We start from the raw sequence: 24,504 nt of genomic DNA, 5'->3' as shown, positions 1-24,504 counted from the left end.
CGAGGATATGCCGGACACCGGTCACACCCTGGTCACAGAATCCCGGACCCGGCTGTGACGCCCGGATCCGTAGAAACGGCGGCATGAACCTGACACGAACGCTCGCGGCCGTCGCGATCCTGGCCACGGCCTGCGGCACGCCACCTGCCGCGAAATCCGGCGACACGGAGGACCCGCAGGTCAAGTACGCCCAGTGCATGCGCTCCAACGGCGTGGCCAACTTCCCCGACCCGGTCAACGGCCGCCTGGAGATCCGCTACGGCAAGGACGGCGTGGATCCGAACTCGCCGCAGTTCAAGTCCGCCCAGGCGGCATGCAAGAACCTCGCCCCCGCCGGGACCCAGCAGGGATCGGCCGACAACCAGCAGGTCAAGCAGATGCTGAAGTTCGCCGCCTGCATGCGCGAGCACGGCGTGAAGAACTTCCCCGACCCCAAGGACGGCAACCTGCTCATCGACGGCGTCGATCCGAACACGCCGCAGTTCAAGGCCGCGATGACGGCCTGCAAGCAGTACATGCCGGGCGGCGGGCCGTGAAGGCCCTGCTCGTCGTGCTGGCCGTGGTGATCGCGGGGGCCGCCGCGGTCGTCGTCGCCGACCCGTTCCGCGCCCGGGCCAGGCCGCAGCCGGTGGCGAGCGTGCGGACCGGGCTGGCCACCGTGCGCAAGGGGCAGTTGTCGTCGCAGGTCAACCAGACCGGCACGCTGTCCTACGCCGCGCCGCGGTCGGTGGTGAACCGGGCCTCCGGGATCTACACCAAGCTGCCCGAGCCGGGTCAGGAGGTCGGCTGCGGCAAGCCGCTCTACCGGGTCGGCGACACCCCGGTCGTGCTGCTGTGCGGGACGGCCCCGCCGTACCGGGACCTGTCGGAGGGCGACAGCGGGCGGGACGTGCGGCAGCTCAACCGGGCGCTGCTGGGCGGCTCGTCCGGGTACTTCGGCCGGCGGACCCGCGCAGCGGTGCGGAAGCTGCAGGACCGCGTGGGCGCGGAGGTGACCGGGACGCTGAAGCTGGGCGAGGCGGTGATCATGCCGGGGCCGCTGCGGATCGGCACCGTGAGCGTCAAGCTCGGCATGACCGCGGCGCCCGGCACGCCGATCGCGACGGCCACCTCGACGGGGCGGCAGGTCACCGTGAACCTCAACCCGGCACAGCAGGCCGAGGTCAGGACCGGGAACAAGGTACGGATCACGCTGCCGTCCGGTCGCGTCACGCCGGGCACGGTCAGCGGGATCGGCACGGTGGCCGCCTCGACCTCGACCGTGCCGGTGTACGTCACCCTGCGGCGACCGCGGGACGCGCGGGCGCTCGACCACGCGCCGGTGCAGGTGGAGATCACCACGGGCGGGGTGAAGGACGCGCTGATCGTGCCGGTGACGGCGCTGGTGGTGCGGGCGGGCGGCGGATACGCGGTGGAGACTGACGACCACCGGCTCGTCCCCGTACGGCTGGGCCTCTTCGACGACGCCGAAGGGCTCGTCCAGGTGATCGGGAGCCTGGCTCCCGGGCAGCGCGTGGTGGTGCCGGCGACATGAGCACGGTCCTTCAGCTGGAACAGGTGACCAAGACCTACGGGCTGGTGGCCGCGCTGCGCGGGGTGAGCTTCTCGGTCGAGGAGGGCGAGCTGGTCGCGATCGTGGGCCCGTCCGGGTCGGGCAAGACCACACTGCTGCACGTGATGGGCACGCTGGAACGGCCGAGTGGCGGCACCGTGCGGGTCGGCGGGGTCGATGTGGCGGCCTTGGACGACCGGGCGCTGGCCGGGCTGCGTGCCCGGCGGATCGGTTTCGTCTTCCAGCAGTTCTTCCTGGCCGAGCACTCGAGCGTGCTGGAGAACGTGGCCGACGGGCTGCTGTACGCCGGCGTCCACGTCAGGGAACGGCGAGTCAGGGCCGCCGAGGCGCTGGAACGGGTCGGGCTCGCCGACCGGGCGGGCTCCCGCCCCGGCAAGCTGTCGGGCGGGCAGCGGCAGCGGGTGGCGATCGCCAGGGCCCTGGTGGGCCGGCCGGCGATCGTGCTGGCCGACGAGCCGACCGGCAATCTCGACAGCGAGACCGGCGCCTCGATCATGCGGCTGCTGCGCGAGCTGAACGCCGGCGGCGCCACCATCGTCATGATCACCCACGACGCCGGGCTGGCCGCCGGGCTGCCCAGGCAGGTGCACGTCCTCGACGGAAGGATCATGCCGTCATGAGGCTCACCGATCACGCCCGCGTGGCAGGCGTCGGGCTGCGGGCACGGCCGCTGCGGGCCTCGCTGTCCGCGCTGGGCATCGCCATCGGGGTGGCGGCCATCGTGGCCGTGCTCGGACTGTCGTCCTCCTCGCAGGCCGGGCTGCTCGCCGAGATCGACCGGCTGGGCACCAACCTGCTGACCGCGAGCACCGGACGCACGATCACCGGCGAGAGCGCCGAACTGCCCGCCGCCGCGCCCGCGCGGCTGTCGCGGGTGGAGGCCGTCGAGCAGGTGGCCGACACGGGCACGATCAGCTCGGCCAAGGTCTACCGCAGCCCGCTGATCCCGACCGCCAACACCAACGCGCTGCAGGTCAGGGCCGTCAGCCTGAACCTGCCGCCGGTCGTGGCCACCTCCGTGGCGCAGGGCCGCTGGCTCAACCCCGCCACGGCCACCCAGCCGGTCGCGGTCCTGGGTTCGGCCGCTGCCGAGCGGCTGGGCATCGCGCGCGTCCACCCGGGCCAGCGCGTCTGGCTCGGCGGCCAGTGGTTCTACGTCGCGGGGATCCTGCGGCCCGCGACGCTCGCGCCGGAGATCGACGCGAGCGTGCTGATCGGCTACCCGGCGGCGCGCCGGTACTTCACCCACGCGCCGCCGACCACGATCTACGTACGATCGGACACCAGCCGGGTGCGCGAGGTCCAGCAGGTGCTCGCGCGGGCGGTCAACCCCGAGTCGCCGAACGAGGTCGACGTGAGCCGCCCCTCGGCCGCCCTGACCGCCCGCGCGGCGGCCAGCGGCGCCTTCAACAGCCTCTTCCTCGGGCTCGGCGCCGTCGCGCTGGTCGTGGGCGCCGTCGGCGTGGCCAATATCATGATCATCTCGGTGCTGGAGCGGCGCTCGGAGATCGGCCTGCGGCGCGCGCTCGGCGCCACCCGCGGCCAGATCCGCGCGCAGTTCCTCGCGGAGGCGATCGTGCTGGCCGTGCTCGGCGGTACGGCGGGCGTCGCCGCCGGCGTGCTGGCCACCGTCGCCTACGCCAGCGCCAAGCAGTGGGACGTCATGGTGCCCGCCCAGGCCTGGGCGGGCGGCCTGGGCGCCGCGGTCGCCATCGGCGCGATCGCGGGGCTGCTGCCCGCGATCAGGGCCGCGCGGCTGTCGCCCACCGAGGCGCTACGGACGGTGTGACTGGCGCACCTCGTAGTGCTTCATCTCGTCGATCTGGTCGAAAAAGGGCCTGACGGCCTGGAAGAACTCACCGAAGCGAGGGCTGCGGCGGAAACCCTGCTCGTGGCCCTCCACGGAGTCCCACTCGATGCGCACCACGAAGTGCTCCGGCTCCTCCACGCCCCGGGAGATCTCGTAGGCCAGGCAGTGCTCGTCATCGTCGAGCACGGCGGAGGCCGCCTTGTAGGCCTGCTCGAACTCCGCGGCACGGTCCGCGGTTACGGTGTAACGGATGTATTCGACGACCACGGTGGGTCCCTTTCCTGAGGGGTCGGTTTTCAATACAATACAGATGTGGATGCTAATGCACGGAAGGGCCGGGCGAGGGACTCCGCCATCGACGCCCGGATCCTCGACGTGGTGAGCCGCCACCTGTCCCTGTACGGCTACGTCGGCGTCTCCCTGGCCGCGGTCGCCGAGGAGGCGGGCACCACCCGCCAGGCCCTCTACCGCCGCTGGCCGGGCAAGGCCGAGCTCGCCGCCGCCGCGGTCGCCGCCATGGAGGACAAACGCCAGGCCGAGCCCGCCGACGACCCCTTCACCGCCCTCGTCGCCGAGCTCACGGACTTCCAGCAGGGCGTCTCCAGGCCGGGCCGCCTGTCGCTGGTCGGCACGATGCTCCAGGAGACCACCGACCCCGACGTCCTGGCCCGCTACCGCGCCCGCGTCATCGCCCCGCGCCGCCGCCGCCTGCTCGCCATCCTCGAACGCGCCCGCCAGCTCGGCCGCATCTCCCCGGACGCCGACCTGGAGGTCGCCCTGACGATGTGCACGGGCGCCTGGTACGGCCGCGCCCTGGCCGGCGCCGAAGTCCCACCCCACTGGCCCGAACGCACCGCCGCCCTGGTCTGGCGCGCCCTCGGCGGCGACGTCCCACCCTCTCTCTCTGATCTCCGCTAACTTCTGGCTGTTGTACGGCGGGCCTCCGCCAACGGCCGCCCGCCGTCGTGCGCTGAGGGGCCGCGACCGGCGCGTCCGGCGAGTCGATGCCACTACCTCGCCGCAACGGCGTTTCGTAACCCAGGCACCACGGTCCCGGCTGCTCCGCCGTACACGGCGCCGACCTCCGCCGCACACCATCCCGCCGACCCGGCGCCTGGAGGCGTGCCCGCGGCTACGCCTGAAGGCATGCCCGTGGTAGCCGCGTTCCTGCGCTCGGGAGCGTGGTAGCCCCGGTCCTGCGCCTGGGAGCGCGTGATCCCTGTGCCTGGGAGTGCGCCTGCGGGTAACCCCGGGCCCGGCGTCTGGGAGTGTGCCCGCGCCCTGACTGTGGGGCGGGGGGAGGTGTTCAAGGGCGTGTTGGGTGGGGCTACAACGTGTGGTTGTGGGGTGGGGGGTGGTGGTTGTTTGATTCGGTGCTCGTGGCTCGCTTTGATGGCCGCTGGTCTACGCGGGGTTGTGGCGAAGGGCGGGCATGGGGGACACACGGCAGGCAGTGCGGCGGGGGCTGGGGCGGGACTTCGCGTGGTTGTGGGCGGCGTTCGCGGTCAGCACGTTGGGGACGTGGCTGGCGTTCGACTCGTTTCCCCTGATCGCGGTTCTGGTGCTGCGTGCGGGGCCGGCCGAGGTGTCGGCGCTGGCGGCGGTGGGGCTGGCGGTGGGGGCCGTGGTGGCGGTGCCGCTCGGGCCGTGGGTGGAGTTCCGGCGCAAGCGGCCGGTGATGGTCTCGATGGACGTGGCGAGGTTCGCGGCGTTGATGACGATCCCGGCCGCGTACGTGCTCGGCCGGCTCAGCTTCGCCCAGCTCCTGGTCGTGTCGGTGATCGTCGCCGCGTGCGACATCGCGTTCAGCGCGGCCAGTGGCGCGTACCTGAAGGTGCTCGTGCGGTCTGAGAACCTGCTCGTCGCGAACGGGCGGTTCGAGAGCACGATGTGGACGGCCAGCGTGATCGGCCCGCCGCTGGGAGGTGCCGCGATCGGTCTGCTCGGCCCGGTGACGACGGTGGTCGCCAACGCGCTCAGCTACCTGCTCTCGGCGATCGGGATCCGCGCGATCGGCGGAAGCGAGCCCCGCCCCGAGCGAGCCACCGCACCAGGGCAGCGGATGAGGGCCGGGGAACTGCTCGAAGGATGGCGCTACATCCTCACCCACCCGGCGCTGCGGCTGTTGCTGTTCAACAACATCCTGGTCAACGGGCTGATCATGGCGACCGCGCCGCTGCTGGCGGTCATGATGCTCGGCCCGCTCGGGTTCACCCCCTGGCAGTACGGCCTGGCCTTCGCGGCGCCCTGTGTCGGTGGGCTCGTCGGGTCCCGGCTGTCCAGCAGGCTCGTCGCGCGGTTCGGGCAGCACAGGGTGATGCTCGTCGCCGGGTCGCTGCGCGCCTGCTGGTCGCTTGGGCTGGCCTTCGTCCACCCGGGCACCTCGGGGCTGGTGCTCGTCATGGCCATTGAGCTCGGGCTGATCACCTGCGCGGGCGTGTTCAACCCGATCCTGGCCACCTACCGGCTCGAGCAGACGGCCACGGACCGGGTCGCCAGGACGCTGTCCGCCTGGACGGTCACCAGCAGGGCCACCGTCGCCGCGCTGACCGCCCTCTGGGGACTGCTGGCCGGAGTGACCGGCCCCCGCATCGCCGTCGCGATCGCCGGCGTGCTCATCCTGGCGACCCCGTTCCTGCTTCCCCGGCGCCCACGGATCATGACAACGCCTTGACCGGAGCCCGGGAGCCACGACGATCGGGCGCCGTGACGGCGGGTCAGCGGCACCGACTCGCCGGGAGCGCCGGGGGCGGGTCCTCAGCGAACGGCGGCGGGCGGCCGGTGGGGTGGCTTGCCGTACAGGATTGATTTCCTGACAAATATCCCCACCAGTAGCCTCGTCCGGTGCGCATCATTGACGGCCGGTTCGAGCTGGTCGAAAGGCTCGGGGGCGGCGGGATGGGGCTCGTGTGGCGGGCCCGCGACCTCGCGTTGCACCGTGAGGTCGCGATCAAGGAAGTGCGGCCGCCCGACTCCGACGGCATGGCCGAGCAGATCAGGGGGCGGGTGCTGCGCGAGGCGCAGGCGCTGGCGCGGCTGAACCACCCGCATGTGGTGACGATCCATCACATCGTGGACGACCAGTTCCCGTGGATCGTCATGGAGCTGGTGCAGGGCGGTTCGCTGCAGGACAGGCTCGGCTACGGACCGATGCCGCCGCACGAGGTGGCCAGGCTGGGCAGGGAGGTGCTGTCGGCGCTGCGGGCCGCGCACGCCATGGGCATCCTGCACCGCGACGTGAAACCGGCCAACGTGCTGCTTCGTCCTGACGGTTCGTCGGTGCTGACCGACTTCGGGATCGCGGCGGTGCGAGAGACGCCGAGCCTGACGGCGACCGGCTCGTTCATCGGGTCGCCCGAGTACATGGCGCCCGAGCGGGTCAACGGCTACGAGGGCAACCCCGCCTCCGACCTGTGGTCGCTGGGGATGCTGCTGTACGTGGCCGTGGAAGGCCGCAACCCGATGCGCCGGCAGACCATGATGGCGACGCTGGCCGCGGTGCTGCAGGGCGAGATCCCGCAGCCGGAGCGGGCGGGCCCGCTGGCGCCGGTGCTGGCCGCGCTGCTGCGCCGCGACCCGGCCGAGCGTCCCGATCCCGACAGCCTGGACCGGATGCTCGCCGGGGTGCTCACCGGCTCCGTGACCATGCCGATGCGGCCGCGGCCCAAGCGCGGGCTGGCGATCGGAGTGAGCACGGCGGGTGTGGCGGCGGTCGTGGCGCTGGGCGTGCTCGGCTGGAACTTCATCCCGCGCACGCAGGCCCACGACCCCGGCCCGACCTTCACCCCGCCGTCGGCCTCGGTCCCCAAGCAGTCGGCGTCCGACGAGCCGACAGAGCAGCCGACAGAGCAACCGCAGCAGGTCAACCTGCACACGGCTGCGGGGATGCAGGCCTTGACGGCCCAGGTGAAGCGGCTCACCGGCAGCACCAAGGTCGTCAGCCTGACCGCCTACCCCACCTACGCCTCCTTCGAGGCACCGGTCAAGACCGACAAGGAGGTCTACGACACCTTCTTCTTCAGGGACGGCACGGCAAACAAGCAGAGCAACGGCGGCAAGATCACCGATCCGCTGGTGGATCTGAACAGTTTCGACTGGAACACGGTCCCCGCGTTGTTCCGCAAGGCCGACAAGATACTCGGCGTGCGCAAGCCCACCGCCCACTACCTGGTCATCGATCCCGGGTTCGCTCCGCTGTTCGGCAAGAGCCCGTTCATGATGGTCTACGTGGGCGACGACCACCGCACGGGCTATCTCGTCGCGGACGCGCACGGCAAGGTGATCAGGACCTATCCGTCCTAGGCTCGCAGAGCTCGCCGTACGCCGGCCGCCGGCCAGATCGTGGCCAGCGCCGCGTAGACCGCCAGCAGGGCGATGCTCGGCCAGGAGCGCACCGCCGCCAGAGTCAGCGTGAGGAGCACCAGAGCGGCCCAGGCGTACAGGATCGCGCGGCCCGCGGGGGCGCTGGTGTGGGCCGCCTCCTGCACGGGCGTCACCAGGGCCATGAGCGCCACGCCCGCGGTGCCGAGGGCGGGCAGGCCGAGCGCGATGCCCAGCACGAGCACGGACACGCCCGCCGCGAGCAGGGCGCAGCAGGTCAGCGCCAGGCGAGACTCCGCGCGCTCCAGCAGGTGGCTGCGGGCCAGCCGAAGCGTGGTCAGGCCCTCGGCCACCCACGCCGCCCAGTGCAGCACCGCGATCAGCACGAAGACCGCGATGAGCGGCGGGATCGCCGGCAGCAGGAACACCATCCGCCACCCGCCCCGGTACTTGGCCGCCAGCCGCTCGAGCCCCCGGTAGACCGGGTTACGCCGCTTGAGCGCCGTCACCAGCAGATCCCTGGCCGGGTCGAACCCGGGATCCAGCCGCAGCACCTCGCGGAAGGCGTCGGCCGCGAGCCGCGCATCGCCGAAGGCGAGTTGTGCCCGCCCGAGGACCAGGTGCGCGGTCGCGCTCTCAGGATCGAGCCGTACGGCTCGCGCCGCCGCCTCCAGCGAACCCGGGTCCCTCAGCATGATCAAGCCCTGGGCCAGCAGCCCGGCCAGGTCGCTGTCCTCCGGGTCGAGGGCGAGCCCGCGCCCTGCGGCCTCGACCACCCGCGGCCACTCACCGCGCAGCAACTGCGTGCGAGCCAGCAACTCCCACGTCGGCGCGTACTCGGGAGACAGCGACAGCGCGATCTCCAGCGCGCCGAGCGCCCGATCGGTCTGGCGGGCACGGTAGAGCACCTGCCCGGCCACGTAGTGCGGGAACCAGGCGTCAGGCGCCAGCCGGACCGCCTCGTCGGCCTCCGTTATCGCCTCGGCCGCGCGTCCCTGCTCCACCAGGGCGAGCGCCAGGAACGCGTGCCCGGTGACGTGGTGCGGTTCCGTGGCCAGGACCCCGCGCGCCTCCCGTTCGGCGTCGGCCGGGCGGCGCATCTCCAGGAGGGCCCTGGCCCGCTGGATCGCATCGCTCACCACTTGCCCTTGATCCAGGGCATCAGCTCGTCCCAGGCGCCGGAGTCGTTGGCGTGCAGCACGTAGTTGCGGGCCGTGGCCAGCCATTCGCGGACCGCGGTGGGCTTGACGGCTTTGGCGGCGGCCAGCAGGTCGCCCGTCGACAGCGGGATCGGGCGGCCGGCGGCGATGGACTGCTGCAGCTTGGCCTCCACCGCGCGGTCCACCACGCCCTTCAGGTCGGCGCCGACGAAAGCCTCGGTGATCTTGGCCACGGCGTCGAAGTCCATCTCGGCCAGCGGCTTGTCGCGGCACAGGATCCGCAGGATCGCCGAGCGGGCGGCGGCGTCGGGCGGCGGCACGAACACCAGCTGGTCGAAGCGCCCGGGACGGCGGAAGGCCACGTCGATGTACCAGGGCGCGTTCGTGGCGGCCAGCACCAGCACGCCCTCGTTGGCGTCCTGGTCCACGCCGTCCAGCTCGGCCAGGAACTGGTTGACCAGCTGCCGGCTGTGCGCCTGCCGCATGTCGGAACGGCGGGCCGCCAGCGCGTCCACCTCGTCGAAGAACAGCACGCACGGGCGGTTACGGCGGGCCAGGTCGAACGTGGCATGCAGGTTCCGCTCGCTGGAGCCGACGTACATGTCCAGGATGTCGGCCAGGCCGACGTTCACGAACGAGGCGCCGAGCTCGCCCGCGGCGGCCCTGGCCAGGTGGGTCTTGCCCGCTCCCGGCGGGCCGTAGAGGAGCACGCCGCCGCCGGCCCGCTTGCCGTACGCCTTGAACAGCTCGGGCTGCTGGAGCGGGAGCAGCAGCTTGATCCGCAGGGACTCCTTGACGGCGTCCATCCCCGCCACGTCGGAGAAGCGGACGCCGGAGTGCTCGACGTTGTCGTCGACCACGGGTGCGGGGGCCGCCTGGGGGATCAGCGTGAGGCGGGCGGCCAGGTCGGGGTCGGCCAGGGACGGGTCGCGGGTCACGGCGTCCTGGTAGCGCTGCGCGGCCCTGGCGGTGTCGCCCTCGCCGAGCAGCGCCCGCGCGGCCAGCAGCCCCAGCACGGGCGGGTGGCCCGGCTCGGACAGGAACGGCTCGAGCGCCGACAGCGCGGCGCCGTGCGCGCTCTGCCGGACGAACGCCTCGGCCAGCCCGGCGATGATGTCGGGATCCTTGGGCGCCAGCACGAGCGCGGCCCGGTATTCAGCCTCGGCCTCGGCCAGGTACCCCTTGCCGAGCAGCTGCTGGGCGAGGTGCCGGCGCAGCGGGAGGTTGTCGGGAGACAGGCGGGCCGCCTCGCGGAGCGCCTGGAGGCCGGCATCGTCCAGCACGTGCCCGTCCCTTCTGTCGCGGTTTCGGTCGAACCTAAACTACGCGTCCTGGAGATCGCGCGCGGTTGCCTCGAGTTGTTCGATCATCGCGAGCGCGGCGGGCAGGCGGTAGGTGCCCGCGGGGGTGGCGGTCATCACGGTTCTGGTCAGCGATCTTTCGCTCAGGGGTCGTACGACCAGGTCGGGGCCGGTCGCCGAGAGGGTGAGGAACGGGGCGAGGGCGACGCCGAGTCCGGCGGCGACCAGGCCGCGGACGGTCATCTGGTCGTCGGTCCTGAAGGCGATCCTGGGCTCGAAGCCCGCCTCCCTGCACGCCCGCGGGAGGACGTCCATGGTGGAGCCGTGGTGGACGCCCTGGATCCAGCGTTCCTCGGCCAGGTCGCGCAGGCGGATCCGGCTGCGTGAGGCCAGGCGGTGGCCGGGCGGGAGGGCGATGTGCAGGGGGTCGGTCATCAGCGGGACGACCTCGACGCCGTCGGGGACGTCCATGGGGACGACGGGGAACTCGTAGACGAGCGCCAGGTCCAGCTCGTGCGCCTGCACCGCGGCGATCGCCTCGTCCCTGTCGGCCTCGACGAGCTCCACCTCCACCCGGGGGTGCGCGCGCACGAACGCCCGTACGGCCTGCGGCATGAGCGTGGCGTTGGCCGTGGTGAACGAGCCGAACCTGAGCCGCCCGCCCTCCGCCGCGGAGATCGCGGCCAGGGTGGTCTCGGCGGCGCGCAGCTCGGCCAGGATCCGCTCGGCATGCCGTACCAGGGCGCGGCCCGCCTCCGTCAGGCGCACGCCGCGGGCGTGCCGCTCGAGCAGGCGCGTGCCCGCCTCGCGCTCCAGGACCGAGATCTGCTGTGACAGCGCGGAGGTCGTGTAGGACAGCGCGGTGGCGGCGTGGGTGAGCGAGCCGTGCCTGGCGACTTCGCGCAGCACCCGGAGCCTGGAGACGTCGAGCATACGGCGACGCTAAATCCTGCCTTAAGAAGGTGTCGATTGTGCTTAATGCTCGCGATTCCTAGATTGGCCTTGGATCACAAGAAAGCCGAGGTCAACGGCATGCGATTCGGCACACCCTACGAAGAGGTCTACCTCGACGACGCCTTCGTCCCCGAGAAGGAGGCGCGGCTCAGCGTGCTGGCCAACGTCGTCTCCTACGGCACCGGCACGTTCGAGGGCATCAGGGCCGGCTGGAACGCCGTCCAGGGGGAGCTCTACCTGCTTGAGGCGCTCGCGCACTACGAGAGGCTGGCCCGCTCGGCCCGCATCCTCGGACTGGCGCTCGACCACACCCCTGCACGCCTGGTCGAGGTGACGGCGGAGCTGCTGCGCCGCAACCAGGTGCGCGGCGACGCCTACGTGCGCCCGCTGCTGCTCCAGGCGGGCGAGCAGCTCGGCGTGCGGATGCACGACTCGGGCGTCCGGCTGTGCGTGGCCGCCACCCCGATGCCCGCCGACTACATCGACCAGCGCGGCGTGCGCTGCATGGTCAGCTCCTGGCGCCGCACCCCGGACGCCACGATGCCCAACAGGGCCAAGGTGATCGGCGGTTACGTGGGCCCGGCCCTGGCCAAGACCGAGGCCATCCGGGCCGGCTACGACGAGGCGATCATGCTGACCGCCGACGGCCACGTGGCCGAGGCCACCACGTCCAACATCCTGCTCAGGTACGGCGAGCAGTGGATCACCCCGCTGCCGAGCGACGACATCCTGGCCGGGATCACCCGGGGCCAGGTCATGCGGCTGCTGATGGAGGAACACGGCATGCCGACCGTGGAGCGGCGCGTCCAGCGCTCCGAGCTGTACTCCTGCGACGAGGCCCTGCTGTGCGGCACCGCCGCGCTGGTCGCGCCCGTCGTGGAGGTCGACGGGCGGCCGGTGGGCGGCGGGGAGGCGGGTGCGGTGACGCTCGCCGTACAGGACGCCCTGCGAGCGATCTCGTGCCGCCGGGACGGGCGGCATCACGAATGGACCATCCCTGTGTACGGAGGACGGTAATGCTGCGCAAGCTCGAGGACATCCAGCCCACCCGGATCTGGAACGACGTGCTGGCCCGCGTCGTGCACGGTGAGAAGCTCACGCTGTCGGTGGTGGAGATCCCGCCGGGCGGCGTGGTGCCCGAGCACCGCCACCCCAACGAGCAGCTGGGGCTGTGCCTGCAGGGCAGCCTGACGTTCCGCGTCGGCGACGACAAGCGCGAGCTCGGGCCGGGCGGCACGTGGCGGATCCTGGCCGACGTGCCGCACGAGGTGGAGGCGGGGCCGCACGGCGCGGTGGTGGTGGAGGCGTTCTCCCCGATCCGCGACGACTGGGACGGGTTCGAGCTCGCCCCGCACGCGCCGCCGCGCTGGCCGTCACCAGGTGACCGGTAGCCGGTAGACGCCGTAGACGTCCAGGCCGTGGCGCATCGGCACCTCCTCGGCCGGCACGGCAAGCCGCAGCGTCGGGAAGCGGCTCAGCAGCGCGGGGAAGGCCACCCGCATCTCGACGCGGGCCAGCTGCTGGCCCAGGCACTGGTGGATGCCGTGGCCGAAGCCGAGGTGGCCGGTGGCCTGGCGGCGCAGGTCGAGCCGGTCGGGGTCGGGGAACTTGGCGGGGTCGCGGTCGGCGGCCTGGATGGAGACCGTCACGGTCTCTCCGGCCCTGATCAGGTGGCCGTCGAGCTCGACGTCCTCCAGCGCCGAGCGGGCGCCGGTGTGGGCGATCGTCAGGTACCGCAGCAACTCCTCGACTGCCTGCTCGGTCAGCCCGGGGTCGGCGCGCAGCATGGCCAGCTGGTCGGGGTGCCGCAGCAGGGCGAACGTGCCGAGCGCGAGCATGTTGGCGGTGGTGTCGAGCCCGGCGCCGAGCAGGAAGCCGCCGACCCCGGCCAGCTCCTCGTCGGTGAGATCGGTCGTGGTCAGGTCGCTGAGCAGGTCGTCGGTCGGCTGCGCGCGCTTGGCCTCGACCAGCTCGCGGACGTAGTCCCGGATCGCGGTGTAGGCGGCGAACTGCTCCTCCTGGGTGGCGTCGGCCCCGCTGAGGGCCTTCACGTGGCGGTGGAAGCTCTCGCGGTCGGCGTACGGCACGCCGAGCAGCTCGCAGATCATCAGCGCCGGGATGGGCTGGGCGAAGACCTGGACCAGGTCGACGGGTCCGCCGCCGCGCTCCATCGCGTCCAGGTGCTCGGCGGTGATCTGCTCGGCCCGCTCGGTGAGCAGGTTCATCCGGCGGACGGTGAACTTGCCGGTGAGCAGCTTGCGATAGCGGGTGTGCTCGGGCGCGTCCATGCCGGTCAGGTCGCCCACGGGCGCCGGCGGCATCTCGCCGATGTCGGCCAGCGGGTAGTGCATCAGCTCGTACCTGGAGCTGAAGCGCCGGTCGGCCAGCACCGCGCGGGCCAGGGCGTGCCCGGTCACCAGCCAGCCCTCGTGCCCGTCGGGGTAGCTCATCCGCGTGATCGGCGGAAAGCCGCGCAGTTCGGCGGGCGGGTCGAAGGGGCATCCAGCGGAGCGTTCCGTGGGCAGCTTCACCATGTCGGCATTCCTCTCACGCGCACGAAGTTCTCGAATGCGAACAGCGTACGCGTGAGGATTAATGTGCGCAAGAGCGCACAGTGTGCGCCTAGCGCAGCAGCACGCGAAGGGCGCCGAACGCCTCACCGAGGTCGATCTTGTCGGGGGAGAGTCGCCACTGCTGATGGATGCCGATCAGCGCGCCCATGACCGCGACCGACAGCGCGTCCGCCGTGACGCCCTCGGGCAGCGGGCGCTGCTCCGCCCACACCCTGATGCGCTCGCGCAGGGCGTCCTGGATCGCCACGTAGCGGTCGTGGATCGGTGAGTCCGGCTCGAGCGCCTCCACCAGCAGCGTGACGAAGAGCTTGGAGATGGGCAGCCGCAGGTAGCCCATCGCACCGTCGAGCATCTCGTCGAGCCCGGCGGAATCCTCGTGCATCCGGTCGTTGAGCTGCTCCACCGAATGCTCGAGCACGGCGAGCAGCAGGCCCTCCTTGCTGCCGAAATGCCAGGGGATCGACCCCCTGCTGATCTGCGACCGCTCGGCCACGTCCGCGAACGTGGTCTGCCGGTATCCCTTCTCCGCGAACAGCTCCGCGGCCGCCGCCAGGATCAGGTCCCGGCTCTCGCGGCTGGTCTGTTCTCGTCTCGCACCCATACCGAAACTCCTATGCTCAACACCATCTTATATGTTGGCCAACACAGAGACTTCTCTCTTCTGGAGGTGTCATGCGTTGGGTCACCTATGCCTCGGTCGACGGAGACCGGGTCGGAGTCCTCAACAGCGACCGGATCCACGCCCTGCCCGCCGGTGAATCCCTGCTCGGCCTGCTGTCGTCCGGCACGCTCGCCGAGGCGGGCGCGCGGGCCCTGGCCGAGCCCGCCGAGACCGTCCCCCTGTCCGCGGCCACGCTGCGCGCCCCGCTCCCCGAGCCGCCGTCCATGCGCGACTGCCTGTGCTTCCTGGACCACATGCGCAACTGCCTGCGCGCCGCCGGAGGCACGGGCGAGCTGGACGAGGTCTGGTACCAGATCCCCGCCTTCTACTTCGCCGGTCCCTCCTCGATCATCAGCCCCTACGACGACGTGCACATCGCTCCCGGAAGCGTCTGGTTCGACTTCGAGCTGGAGATCGCCGCCGTCATCGGCGAGGGCGGCAGGGACCTGAGCCCCGAGGAAGCCGAGCGGCACATCGCCGGATACATGATCTACTGCGACTGGAGCGCCCGCGACCTGCAGGCACTGGAAGGCCAGCTCAAGATCGGACAGGCCAAGGGCAAGGACTGCGCGACCACGCTCGGCCCCTGGCTGGTCACGCCCGACGAGCTGGAGCTGCCGCTGCGGGTCGAGGCCAAGGTGAACGGCCGGCTCATCGGCTCCGGCAGCACCGCCGCCATGGACTGGTCCTTCGGCGAGGTCATCTCCTACGCCTCGCGCGGCGTCGACCTGCGTCCCGGCGACGTCATCGCCTCCGGCACCGTGCCCGGCTGCTGCCTCATCGAGCACCTCGACCTCGCCGACCCGTCGCACTTCCCCGGGTGGCTGCACGACGGCGACGTCGTCACGCTCGGCGTGACGGGCCTGGGCGAGATACGGCAGGCCGTACGCGCTTCCGCCCCGCCCCTGCGGCTCGAACCCCGCCCGCGCCCCGGCGCCAAGCCCCGGGCTGAGCGGGTGAACCGGGCACGGGCCGCCGTGCCGTACACCCGGGGACTGCACGAGGTCGGCGACCGGGTGTGGGCGTGGCTGCTGCCCGACGGCGGCTACGGGCTGAGCAACGCCGGGCTGGTCGCGGGCGGCGGTGCGTCGCTGCTGGTCGACACGCTCTACGACCTGCCGCTCACCGCCGAGATGCTGGCCGCGATGAGCGGCATCACCGGGGCGGACCCGCTCACGCACGCCGTCCTCACCCACGCCAACGGCGACCACACCCACGGCGGCCAGCTGCTGGGCGAGGACGTGCGGGTGGTGGCCGCCGAGGGCACCGCGCACGAGATGCGCACCGAGATCCCGCCGGAGATGACCCGGATGCTGCAGGTGGCCGACCTGGGACCGGTCATGTCGCCCTACCTGCGCGAGCGCTTCGCCCCCTTCGACTTCAGCGGCATCCGCCTGCGCACCCCCGACCAGACCTTCCGGGGACGGCTCACGCTGGACGTCGGCGGCCGCGAGGTGCGCGTACTCGACCTGGGGCCCGCGCACACCGAGGCCGACTCGGTGGTGCACGTGCCCGATGCCGGGGTGCTTTTCGCCGGGGACCTGCTGTTCATCGGGTGCACCCCGATCGTCTGGGCGGGACCGATCGCCGGCTGGCTCGAGGCCTGCGACCGCATGCTGGCGCTGGACCCGGCCGTGGTCGTGCCCGGGCACGGGCCCGTCACCGGCCAGGACGGCATCCGCGACGTGCGCGGCTACCTGGCCCACGTCAGCGAGCAGGCCGAGGCGGCGCACGCCAAGGGGCTGGACTTCAAGGAGGCGGCCTTCGGCATCGACCTCGGCGAGTACGCCGCCTGGCTGGACGCCGAGCGCGTGGTGGTCAACGTCTACCAGCGTTACCGGGAGCTGGACCCCGCACAGCCCGCGGTCGACCGGATCGCCCTGATGGCGCTCATGGCCGAGTGGGCGGCCCGCCACTGACGCGGGCACGCAGCCTGTCCACCACCTTCGGCGCGTAAGCACCGACCAGCGGCTCCATCATCGGACCCAGGATCCTCATCCCGGGAAACCGGAAGGCGCCGAGGAAGGCGAACCGCGTGCGATCCCCCTGCGGCACGGCGGCCATCCCGCCGAGCAGGAACCGGCTCTGCATGACGCACCAGCCGGGGCTCAGCACGATGTCGAAGCGGGCACGCAGGCCGACGTACCCGCGCGCGCGGGCCTCCAGGCGCTCGCCGTGCTCCTTGGTGATCTGGAGCGAGCGCACGTCCGGCAGCAGCTCGGGCAGCTCTCGCTCCAGGTCGGCGGCCACCGCCCACACCGCGTCGAAGGGGGCGTCCACCACCTCCTCCACGAACAGCGCGCTGGGCTGGGCCGCCGCCAGGACGCGCAGCCGGGCGACGTTGTCGACCTCGGCGATCGGCCACGTCATCGTTCCCACTCCTTCCTGAAGCGCCGCCGGGCCCGGAACAGCCGGGACTTCACGGTGCCCGCGGGCACCGCCAGCAGCGCGCCGATGGTCTCCTCGTCCAGCCCCTCCAGCTCGCGCAGCACCAGCACGCAGCGGTGCTCGGGCGAGAGGCGTTCGAGCACGTCGCGCACGTCGGCCGACAGCTGCGGATCGCCGCGGTCGGGCACCTCGTGCAGCTCGGCGGGCCTGGCCCGGCCCGCCTTGCGCGCCACCTTCACGGCCTCCCGCACGGTGATCGCCCGCGCCCAGCCGAACAGCGCCGCGGGCTCCTTGAGCTGCTTGAGGTTGGTGAAGATGGCGATCAGCGCCTCCTGGGCGGCGTCCTGCCCGTCGTCCAGCGCGATCGGGCCCGCCAGCCGCCCCACGTAGGGGGCCAGCACGGCGAGCAGCTCCTGCATGGCCAGCGCGTCGCCACGCTGGGCGCTGTGCACCAGCGTGGCGACGTCCGGATCGGCTGTCACGTAGACCATTAGAGATCGCGCAGGAACGGGACCAGCGTCCGGGTCAGCTCGTTGCGGTCCGGCGCGGCGAACAGCGGGTCCAGGTGGTTCATCGTCCTGTCACCGGCGTAGGTGGCGCGCTTGATCCGCGAGTGCTCGACCACCCAGCGGGCCGCCGTCAGCTCGGTGCCCTTGTCGAGCCCGGTCTCGAAGGCGTACAGCGGCACGTTCACCTCGCGCGCGTGCCACAGCCGCAGGTCCAGCAGCTTGGCGGACTCGGTGTCGGCGTACGGGTCGACGGCGTCCAGATCGATGGTGAGCCGCTTGGGCCAGTACCACTCGAACGTGCCCGGCTTCGGACCCGCCATCGCCTCCGCGACCCGCGACAGCGGGGTCATCCCGTCGTCGATCCAGTCGCCGTCCTCGCCCAGCCGCCCGGACACCACGGCCAGCGCGGGCGAGGTGCCGGGCGCCGCCTGGACCAGCCAGCCGAGCAGGCCCGCGTTCGTCACCGGGCGCGGCGGGCGCAGCTTCTCGGGGAGCCTGTTCACCAGTACCGACGGCTCGTGCGGGGCGTGGTGGGCGTACCAGGCGATCAGCTGGTACCAGATGGCCGCCGACTCGGGCTTGGCGCCCAGACCGGTGCCCAGCGACAGGAGGGTCTCGAACGGCTCGCCCTGGTCCAGCTCGGCCAGGCGGGCCTTGATCTCCTCGGGGGAGTTGTGGATCTCGCCGCCCTCGCCCGCGAACGCGCCGTGCACGCCGCCGTCGATCAGCACCAGCCCGTCCAGGTCCCGATAGCCGGGCCTGCCGTGGAAGTCCCACGCGGCGTAGGCCAGGGCGGTCGTCGCGCCCCACGAGTGCCCGCCGAGCACGACCTGCCGCCTGCCATGATCGGAGGCCTTCAACACCACCGTGCGCAGGTCGTCCAGCGTCTCGCGCAGCCCCGGTCCCTTTTCCGGATTTTTCGGGCTTTGGTAGCGGCCGTCCAGGTAGTAGGTGGCCGGGTCCTTGGTCCGGAACCCGGTGAAGTCGGCCAGCCGCTGCTCCCTGCGGTCCACCGCCCACACCTGCGTGCCCGGCGTCCTGGCCGCCAGATCCCTGGCCAGCTCGCGGAACCCGTTGGCCGCGCCGTACCAGCCCGAGACCAGCACCACCACCCTCCTGGCCGCGGGATCGCCCACCTTCAGCACGTGCGCGTCGCCGATCGAGACGTACGGCTCGGCCGTCCCCGCGGCGTGGGCCGCCGGTGCGACCCCGAAAGCCAGCACCCCGGCGATTGCGGCGGCGAGCAGCTTCTTGTTCATCAGGAACCTCCCTTGTGACGCCAGGAAGAGCACCCGGGACGCCCAGAGGTTCCTGTGATTCAGCTCACATCCACCTTGATCACGACGGTGTCGTCGGGGTCGACGGGGCGGCCGTCCTTCGCGTGCGTTCGCAACGGGGCCAGCGGGCAGTCGCATCATCGGCAGCTACCGGAAATGCCCGCAGTGCCCCGGCCTTCAGACCGGGGTGAAGCGGGCCGTCCCGCGTAGCGGGGCAGGAACAGCCGATTCGCCGCCAGGCGAACCGGCGTACACCCAGCTCAGACAGGCCGGTTCTGCTGCTCGATGTACTGGCGCACGATCGACAACGGTGCGCCACCGACACTCCCGGCGAAGTAGGAGCCCGACCAGAGCTTGTTGGCCCGGTAGTAGTGGGCGGCCAGTTCGGGGAACTCCTGGCGCATGCGGCGGGAGGAGACCCCCTTCAACGAGTTGACCAGCTTGGACACAGCGATTTTGGGAGGGAAGCTGACCAGCAGGTGGACATGGTTGGCCTCACCGTTGAACTCGGCCAGGGTGGTCTCGAAGTCGGCGCACACCGATCTCATGATCTCTTCCAGGCGGTTCAGGTGGGTGTCGGTGAATACCTTGTGCCGGAACTTCGTCACGAACACCAAATGGGCGTGGAGGACGAAAACACAATGCCTGCCGGTTCTGATATCGCGGTACTGGGCCATAAACCAACCGTAGGATGATCCCGTGCAGTTGCGGTACTCCTTCCGGATCGACCCGACACCCGGCCAGCAAATCGCACTGGCGCGGGCGTTCGGGTGCGCCCGCGTGGTGTTCAACGACGCGCTGCGCCTGCGCAACGACGCCCACGCGGCGGGGCTGCCGTTCGTTAACGACGCCGAACTATCCCGCCAGATCATCACCCAGGCCAAGACGACCCCGGAACGGGCTTGGCTGGGCGAGGTGTCGGCGGTCGTGCTCCAACAAGCCCTCGCGGACTGCACGACCGCGTTCCGCAACTTCTTCACCTCGGTGTCCGGCACACGGAAAGGCCCGAAGATCGCCCCGCCCCGGTACAGGTCCCGCAAGGACAACCGGCAGGCGATCAGATTCACCAAGAACGCCCGGTTCTCGATCACCCGCAGCGGACAACTGCGGCTGCCGAAGATCGGCGATGTGGCCGTGCGCTGGTCGCGGGACCTGCCCGCGCAACCGTCCTCGGTCACGGTCATCAAGGATGCCGGTGACCGATACTTCGCCTCGTTCGTGGTAGAGGTCGCCGGGCAGCCACTCCCGGCGGCGGAGGCCGAGACCGGTATCGACCTGGGACTTGGTCACTTCGCTGTGCTCGCCGACGGCCGGAAGGTCGCCTCGCCCCGATTCCTGCGCCGGGCGCAGAAGAAGCTCAGGAAGCTTCAACGCGCCCTATCGCGTAAGGAGAAGGGATCGAACAACCGGGCCAAGGCCCGGCTCAAGGTCGCTCGCCAGCACGGTAAGGTCGCCGACGCCCGCCGCGAGTTCCACCACCGGCTCTCCACGCAGATCATCCGCGAGAACCAAGCGGTGTACGTGGAAGACCTGGCGGTCAAGGGACTGGCGCGTACCAGGCTGGCCAAGAGCGTGCACGACGCCGGATGGTCATCCTTCGTCGGCATGCTGGAGTACAAGGCGAAACTTTACGGGCGGACCTTCGCCAAAGTCAGCAGGTGGTTCCCGTCGTCCAAACTGTGCTCGGAGTGCGGGGCCGTAGCCGTGGCCATGCCGCTCCACGTCCGGGACTGGGTGTGTGCCTGCGGCGCGGCCCATGACCGGGACGTCAACGCCGCGATCAACATTCTCGCCGCCGGACGGGCGGAGAGACTAAACGCCTGCGGAGGGCCGGTAAGACCGGACACACGCCCGGCACAGCCCGACGAAACAGGAAGCCGAGGAAGTGCCGCCGCGTGAACAGCGGCACAGGCCAGAATCCCCGGCCTTCAGGCCGGGGAGCGCGTCAAATGATGTTCTACTCCGGCAGCGCCATCGGCGCCGTGGCCTCCACCGCCCTGTACGCGGCTGCGGGCTGGGGCGCCGTCTGCCTGCTCGGTGCGTCTTTCAGCCTCCTGGCCTTGACCGGCCACCTCCTCTGGCGAGTACGGCCTGCCGCAGCAGCGTGACAGCCAGGGTGATCAGCCAGGCGGCGACCATCACGCGGCTCGCGTTGTCGACGATCCCTCTCGGCGTGTCGAACCGGAACCCGCCTGACCTCTCCACCGCCCAGAGCACGGCGTCCAGGCCCACCAGCGCGCCCGCCACGGCTCCCACGGCGGAGGCGGCCTTGCCGGCCTGCCAGGTCAGGATCCCGGCCACGAAGATCACCAGGCCTGCCAGGGCCAGGGCGGGGATGCCGATCCGAAGCGAGAGGTCCAGCCAGTCCCAGGCCAGGTAGGCCAGGGCCGGGGGAGCGAGGAGCGCCATGGTGATCGCCGCGGGCCGCCGTACCGGCCACAGGGCGGTGATGAGGGCGGGGGCGGCGACGGCGAGGACCGCGTCGCGTAGGAGCTGCGTCGCGCCCCAGGCGCTGGACTGCGGCCAGCTGTAGTGGAACATGAGGTTCGCGCCCGTCTGTACCAGCGCGATGATCCCCGCCAGGACGGCGAACACCAGCCCGACCCCCGCGGCCACGGTGGTCACGGTGGTCACGGGGTTCTGCCGCGGCTTCACGGGTCCCGTGGCCGGCTCCGGCAGCCGCCGGGTCTGCGTCTGAGGAACGTCTCCCGTCATCGTGGCGAGCAGGTCGGCGGCGGTCGGGCGGGCGGCCGGGTTCTTGGTCAGGCAGGCGGCGAGCAGCGGGCGGAGGTTCTCCGGCACGCCCGCCAGGTCGGGTTCGTTGGTGAGGATGGCGTGCATGAGCGCGGGCATCGTCTCGCCGCGGAACGCCTGCCTCCCGGTCGAGGCGAAGACCATCGCGCTGGCCCAGCTGAACATGTCGGCCGCGGCCGTCACGGTGCCGCCCTCGAACTGCTCGGGCGCCATGTACGCCGGCGTGCCCATCACCGTGCTGGTCGCCGTGTGTTCGAGCGCCCTGGCGATCCCGAAGTCGATCACCACAGGCCCTTCGGGCCCCATGATCACGTTGGTCGGCTTGAAGTCCCGGTGCACGACCCCGGCCCGGTGGATCGCCGCCAGCGCGGTCAGCGTCGCCACCGCCAGCCGCTCCAGCCCGCTCCCCGAGCGCGGCCCCTCGTTCTTCACCAGCAGGTCGAGCGACGGCCCAGGGATGTGCTCGCTGATGATGTACGGCCTGCCGTCCCGCACGCCCACGTCCAGCACCCTGGCCGTGCAGAAGGCCGCCACCCGCCGCGCCGCGTCGGCCTCCCGCAGGAACCGCCGGTGAGCCTGCGGGTCGGCGGTGTGCAGCACCTTGATCGCGACCCTGCCGCCGCTGCCTTCCCCCAGGTAGACCGACCCCTGCCCGCCCCGCCCGAGCACACCGGTCACCACGTAGTCACCGAGCCGCCGGGGGTCCTCGGTCGCCAGTTGATGCACGTGACGACCTTATGACCCATTTCGCGCCCCGGTGGCCTGTTCGGCAGGGATCCCCATCAGCGCCTCGGGAAGAGCTCGTCTTGGCGGCGTACCACTATCGGGCCCCGGAGCCCGACCACGAGACGCTCCGGGGCTGGGAGAGGACGATTTCTACAGGAAGTAGAGGCGGTTGAGGGTGACGGTCTGGGCGGGTGGGGAGGAGAGGGGGCGGTCGTCGAGGGTGACCCTGCCGGTGGCGGCGTCGACGCGGACCTCGCCGGTGCGGGTGTTGCGGACCATCGCCGCGCCGCCGATGCCGCGCGTGTTGCGGATGCCGACCGCGCGGCGGCGCGTGCGCAGGTTGCCCGAGGCCGCCGCGGCCTGGCTGACGAAGGCGACCGACAGGTCGGCCGCGGTGGCGCCGTAGGCGCCGAACTGGCGGCCCAGGACGAGCGGCTCGCACGCGTCGGTCGAGGCGTTGGGATCGCCGGTCACGCCGTAGGCGGGGAACCCGGCCTTCAGCACGAGCTGCGGCTTGGTCCCGAAGAAGGCGGGCCGCCACAGCACGATGTCGGCCAGCTTGCCGACCTCCAGAGAGCCGACCTCGTGCGCGAGCCCGTGCGCGATCGCCGGGTTGATGGTCAGCTTGGCGATGTAGCGCAGCACCCGCACGTTGTCGTCGGCACCCTCGGCGCCCCGCTCGCCCTTCATCTTGGCGGCCATCGCCAGGGTCCGCCGCACGGTCTCCCCTGCCCGCCCCATGCCCTGCGCGTCGGAGGAGGTGATGGGGATGACGCCCAGGTCGTGCAGGACGTCCTCGGCGCCCATGGTCCCGGCCCTGATCCGGTCGCGGGCGATCGCGGCGTCACCGGGCAGGTCGACCTTGAGCCCGTGCGCCGAGACGATCATCCCGAAGTGCTCGTCCAGCGCGTCCCGCCCGAAGGGCAGCGTCGGGTTGGTCGACGACCCGATGACGTACGGCACGCCCGCCATCCGCAGCACGTCGGGCACGTGCCCGCCGCCGCATCCTTCGATGTGGAAGGCGTGGATGGTCCGCCCGTCAAGCACGGCCAGGGTGTCGGAGACCGACAGGCACTCGTTGAGCCCGTCGGTGTGCAGGGCGACCTGCACGTCGTACTCCTCGGCCACGTTCAGCGCAGTGTCCAGGGCGCGGGTGTGGGCGCCCAGGTCCTCGTGCACCTTGAACCCGCAGGCGCCGCCCTCGGCCAGCGCCTCGACCAGCGGCGCGGGCTCGGAGGACGAGCCGCGGGCCAGGAACCCGACGTTCACGGGCCAGGCGTCGAAGGCGTCGAAGGCGTGCCTGAGCGCCCACGGCGAGTTCACCCCGACGCCCCACACGGGCCCGAACTCCTGCCCGATGATCGTGGTGACGCCGGAGGCCAGGGACGCCTCCATGATCCGGGGCGACATCAGGTGCACGTGGGTGTCGATCGCGCCGGCGGTGGCGATGAGCCCTTCACCGGAGACGATCGTGGTGCCGGTGCCGACCACCACGTCCACGCCGTCGAGGGTGTCGGGGTTGCCGGCCCGGCCGATCGCGCTGATCCGGCCGTTCCTGATGCCGATGGAGACCTTGTGGATCCCGAGCACGGCGTCGATCACCAGCACGTTGCTGACGACCAGGTCGCAGGTCTCGCGGACGGAGGCGGCCTTGAGGTGCAGCCCGTCGCGCGCGGTCTTGCCGAACCCGGTCAGGAACTCGTCCCCGGGCCGCTGGGCGTCGTGCTCGACCCGGACCACGAGCCCGGAGTCGCCCAGCCGTACCAGGTCGCCTGTGGTGGGGCCGTGAACGGCGGCGTAGGTCATGAGGTGCTCTCCTCGGAGTCCAGATAGCCGCACTCGCGGGCGCGGTGCAGCGCCCGTTCGCGGGCTCCTGGCGCGTCGAGCGGGCCGTCGACCAGCCCGGCGAACCCGATGGCCACGCGCCCGCCGCCGATCGGGGCGAGCGGCACGTCGACGACGGCGCCCGGGTCGAAGCGCATGGTGGACCCGGCCGGGATGGCGGCGCGCAGCCCGTAGGCGGCCGCCCTGTCGAAGCGCAGGCGCGGGTTGACCTCGAAGAAGTGGAAGTGCGAGGTGACGCTGACGGGCACGGTCGCGGTGTTGGTGACCCGCACGGTCGCCACCGCCTCAGGCACGTGCTCCTCATCAGAAAGGGGAACGACCGCCCCCGGCGCGTCCTGGCCGAGCGAGCCGGAGCCGATCGGATCGGTCACCACGGCCAGCCGCGTCCCGTCGTCGAACACCGCCTCCACCTGCACCTCGGTGACGATGTCCGCCACCCCGGGCAGCACGTCCGCGGCGCCGAGCACGGCCCGGCCTGCGGCGATCGCCTCGGCCAGCCGGGCGCCGTCCCTGGCGGCCTCGCACACGGTGTCGGCGACGACCGCGGTGGCCTCGGGCACGTTCAGGCGCAGCCCGCGCGCCAGCCGGGCCCTGGCCAGCTGCGCGGCGGTGAACAGCAGCAGCCGGTCCTGCTCTGTCGGGGTCAGACGCAT

General features: G+C 71.7%; 24 protein-coding genes. 11 read left to right on the top strand and 13 right to left on the bottom strand.

Features of this window, described 5'->3' with window-relative positions; all coding sequences use genetic code 11:
- The first annotated feature begins 83 nt into the window (after positions 1-83).
- Genes KIK09_RS09540 through KIK09_RS09525 form a run of 4 tightly spaced genes read left to right on the top strand, consistent with a single transcriptional unit; the run spans position 84 to position 3,362 of the window.
- Entirely contained in the window at positions 84-536 is a 453-nt protein-coding gene (locus KIK09_RS09540; protein ID WP_214318367.1) for a hypothetical protein, read from the top strand.
- A complete protein-coding gene (locus tag KIK09_RS09535; RefSeq protein ID WP_214318366.1) occupies positions 533-1,534 on the top strand; it encodes an efflux RND transporter periplasmic adaptor subunit in 1,002 nt (333 codons plus the stop codon). Before KIK09_RS09540 ends, KIK09_RS09535 begins: the two co-directional genes overlap by 4 nt.
- A complete protein-coding gene (locus KIK09_RS09530; protein WP_214318365.1) occupies positions 1,531-2,193 on the top strand; it encodes an ABC transporter ATP-binding protein in 663 nt (220 codons plus the stop codon). The genes KIK09_RS09535 and KIK09_RS09530 overlap by 4 nt, the downstream gene beginning before the upstream one ends.
- Positions 2,190-3,362 carry an ABC transporter permease gene (locus KIK09_RS09525; RefSeq protein ID WP_214318364.1) on the top strand — a complete coding sequence of 391 codons (1,173 nt, stop codon included), beginning with the start codon at positions 2,190-2,192 and terminating at the stop codon, positions 3,360-3,362. Before KIK09_RS09530 ends, KIK09_RS09525 begins: the two co-directional genes overlap by 4 nt.
- Here the strand turns inward: KIK09_RS09525 and KIK09_RS09520 are convergent.
- Positions 3,348-3,650, bottom strand: a complete 303-nt coding sequence (locus KIK09_RS09520) for an antibiotic biosynthesis monooxygenase family protein (RefSeq protein WP_214318363.1) — start codon at positions 3,648-3,650, stop codon at positions 3,348-3,350. The genes KIK09_RS09525 and KIK09_RS09520 overlap by 15 nt on opposite strands.
- A gap of 45 nt (positions 3,651-3,695) precedes the next feature.
- Between KIK09_RS09520 and KIK09_RS09515 the strand changes: the two genes are divergently transcribed.
- The 3 genes from KIK09_RS09515 (at position 3,696) to KIK09_RS09505 (ending at position 7,685) form a co-directional block, all read left to right on the top strand.
- On the top strand, positions 3,696-4,301 hold the full coding sequence (locus KIK09_RS09515; RefSeq protein WP_214318362.1) for a TetR/AcrR family transcriptional regulator: 606 nt from the start codon (positions 3,696-3,698) through the stop codon (positions 4,299-4,301).
- A 514-nt stretch (positions 4,302-4,815) separates the two neighbouring features.
- Entirely contained in the window at positions 4,816-6,057 is a 1,242-nt protein-coding gene (locus KIK09_RS09510; RefSeq protein WP_214318361.1) for an MFS transporter, read from the top strand.
- 170 nt (positions 6,058-6,227) lie between these two features.
- On the top strand, positions 6,228-7,685 hold the full coding sequence (locus KIK09_RS09505; RefSeq protein ID WP_308163995.1) for a serine/threonine-protein kinase: 1,458 nt from the start codon (positions 6,228-6,230) through the stop codon (positions 7,683-7,685).
- On the opposite strand, the gene KIK09_RS09500 is transcribed toward KIK09_RS09505, so the two are convergent.
- The 3 genes from KIK09_RS09500 to KIK09_RS09490 are packed head-to-tail and all read right to left on the bottom strand — an operon-like array spanning position 7,682 to position 11,097.
- Positions 7,682-8,842: a tetratricopeptide repeat protein gene (locus KIK09_RS09500; protein WP_214318360.1), complete on the bottom strand. Its 1,161-nt coding sequence runs from the start codon at positions 8,840-8,842 to the stop codon at positions 7,682-7,684. The two genes, KIK09_RS09505 and KIK09_RS09500, sit on opposite strands and share 4 nt — an antisense overlap.
- Complete coding sequence (locus KIK09_RS09495) at positions 8,839-10,146, bottom strand: ATP-binding protein (RefSeq protein ID WP_214318359.1); 1,308 nt, start codon at positions 10,144-10,146, stop codon at positions 8,839-8,841. The genes KIK09_RS09500 and KIK09_RS09495 overlap by 4 nt, the downstream gene beginning before the upstream one ends.
- A gap of 39 nt (positions 10,147-10,185) precedes the next feature.
- Positions 10,186-11,097 carry a LysR family transcriptional regulator gene (locus KIK09_RS09490; RefSeq protein WP_214318358.1) on the bottom strand — a complete coding sequence of 304 codons (912 nt, stop codon included), beginning with the start codon at positions 11,095-11,097 and terminating at the stop codon, positions 10,186-10,188.
- 99 nt (positions 11,098-11,196) lie between these two features.
- On the opposite strand from KIK09_RS09490, the gene ilvE reads away from it, so the two are divergent.
- Positions 11,197-12,135, top strand: coding sequence for a branched-chain-amino-acid transaminase (gene ilvE, locus KIK09_RS09485; RefSeq protein WP_214318357.1), 939 nt, complete (start codon positions 11,197-11,199; stop codon positions 12,133-12,135).
- Positions 12,135-12,509: a cupin domain-containing protein gene (locus KIK09_RS09480; RefSeq protein WP_214318356.1), complete on the top strand. Its 375-nt coding sequence runs from the start codon at positions 12,135-12,137 to the stop codon at positions 12,507-12,509. The genes ilvE and KIK09_RS09480 overlap by 1 nt, the downstream gene beginning before the upstream one ends.
- Here the strand turns inward: KIK09_RS09480 and KIK09_RS09475 are convergent.
- Positions 12,492-13,652 (bottom strand): cytochrome P450, encoded by a 1,161-nt coding sequence (locus KIK09_RS09475; RefSeq protein WP_214318355.1) that lies wholly within the window; start codon positions 13,650-13,652, stop codon positions 12,492-12,494. The two genes, KIK09_RS09480 and KIK09_RS09475, sit on opposite strands and share 18 nt — an antisense overlap.
- A gap of 88 nt (positions 13,653-13,740) precedes the next feature.
- The gene (locus KIK09_RS09470) at positions 13,741-14,292 is read right to left on the bottom strand and encodes a TetR/AcrR family transcriptional regulator (RefSeq protein WP_214318354.1); all 552 of its coding nucleotides are present in this window, start codon (positions 14,290-14,292) and stop codon (positions 13,741-13,743) included.
- A gap of 71 nt (positions 14,293-14,363) precedes the next feature.
- On the opposite strand from KIK09_RS09470, the gene KIK09_RS09465 reads away from it, so the two are divergent.
- Positions 14,364-16,271 carry a fumarylacetoacetate hydrolase family protein gene (locus tag KIK09_RS09465; protein ID WP_214318353.1) on the top strand — a complete coding sequence of 636 codons (1,908 nt, stop codon included), beginning with the start codon at positions 14,364-14,366 and terminating at the stop codon, positions 16,269-16,271.
- On the opposite strand, the gene KIK09_RS09460 is transcribed toward KIK09_RS09465, so the two are convergent.
- From KIK09_RS09460 to tnpA, 4 genes are all read right to left on the bottom strand, one after another.
- Complete coding sequence (locus tag KIK09_RS09460) at positions 16,243-16,722, bottom strand: SRPBCC family protein (RefSeq protein ID WP_214318352.1); 480 nt, start codon at positions 16,720-16,722, stop codon at positions 16,243-16,245. The two genes, KIK09_RS09465 and KIK09_RS09460, sit on opposite strands and share 29 nt — an antisense overlap.
- Positions 16,719-17,222 (bottom strand): RNA polymerase sigma factor, encoded by a 504-nt coding sequence (locus tag KIK09_RS09455; protein WP_214318351.1) that lies wholly within the window; start codon positions 17,220-17,222, stop codon positions 16,719-16,721. Before KIK09_RS09455 ends, KIK09_RS09460 begins: the two co-directional genes overlap by 4 nt.
- Before the next feature lie 8 nt (positions 17,223-17,230).
- The gene (locus KIK09_RS09450; protein ID WP_214318350.1) at positions 17,231-18,508 is read right to left on the bottom strand and encodes an alpha/beta hydrolase; all 1,278 of its coding nucleotides are present in this window, start codon (positions 18,506-18,508) and stop codon (positions 17,231-17,233) included.
- 278 nt (positions 18,509-18,786) lie between these two features.
- The gene (tnpA, locus tag KIK09_RS09445) at positions 18,787-19,203 is read right to left on the bottom strand and encodes an IS200/IS605 family transposase (protein WP_214318349.1); all 417 of its coding nucleotides are present in this window, start codon (positions 19,201-19,203) and stop codon (positions 18,787-18,789) included.
- 22 nt (positions 19,204-19,225) lie between these two features.
- On the opposite strand from tnpA, the gene KIK09_RS09440 reads away from it, so the two are divergent.
- Positions 19,226-20,425, top strand: a complete 1,200-nt coding sequence (locus tag KIK09_RS09440; RefSeq protein ID WP_214318348.1) for an RNA-guided endonuclease InsQ/TnpB family protein — start codon at positions 19,226-19,228, stop codon at positions 20,423-20,425.
- A gap of 147 nt (positions 20,426-20,572) precedes the next feature.
- Here KIK09_RS09440 and KIK09_RS09435 read toward each other — a convergent pair whose 3' ends face one another.
- The 3 genes from KIK09_RS09435 to ureA all read right to left on the bottom strand — a co-directional run bounded on the left by KIK09_RS09435 (position 20,573) and on the right by ureA (position 24,504).
- Positions 20,573-22,006: a serine/threonine-protein kinase gene (locus KIK09_RS09435; RefSeq protein ID WP_214318347.1), complete on the bottom strand. Its 1,434-nt coding sequence runs from the start codon at positions 22,004-22,006 to the stop codon at positions 20,573-20,575.
- A 150-nt stretch (positions 22,007-22,156) separates the two neighbouring features.
- The gene (locus KIK09_RS09430) at positions 22,157-23,812 is read right to left on the bottom strand and encodes an urease subunit alpha (protein ID WP_214318346.1); all 1,656 of its coding nucleotides are present in this window, start codon (positions 23,810-23,812) and stop codon (positions 22,157-22,159) included.
- Positions 23,809-24,504, bottom strand: a complete 696-nt coding sequence (gene ureA, locus KIK09_RS09425; protein ID WP_214318345.1) for an urease subunit gamma — start codon at positions 24,502-24,504, stop codon at positions 23,809-23,811. Before ureA ends, KIK09_RS09430 begins: the two co-directional genes overlap by 4 nt.

The organism is Nonomuraea sediminis (assembly GCF_018531495.1).
GTDB classification, from domain to species: domain Bacteria; phylum Actinomycetota; class Actinomycetes; order Streptosporangiales; family Streptosporangiaceae; genus Nonomuraea; species Nonomuraea sediminis.
Note: the sequence above shows the minus strand (reverse complement) of the source record. Positions and strands in the feature narration are given on the sequence as shown.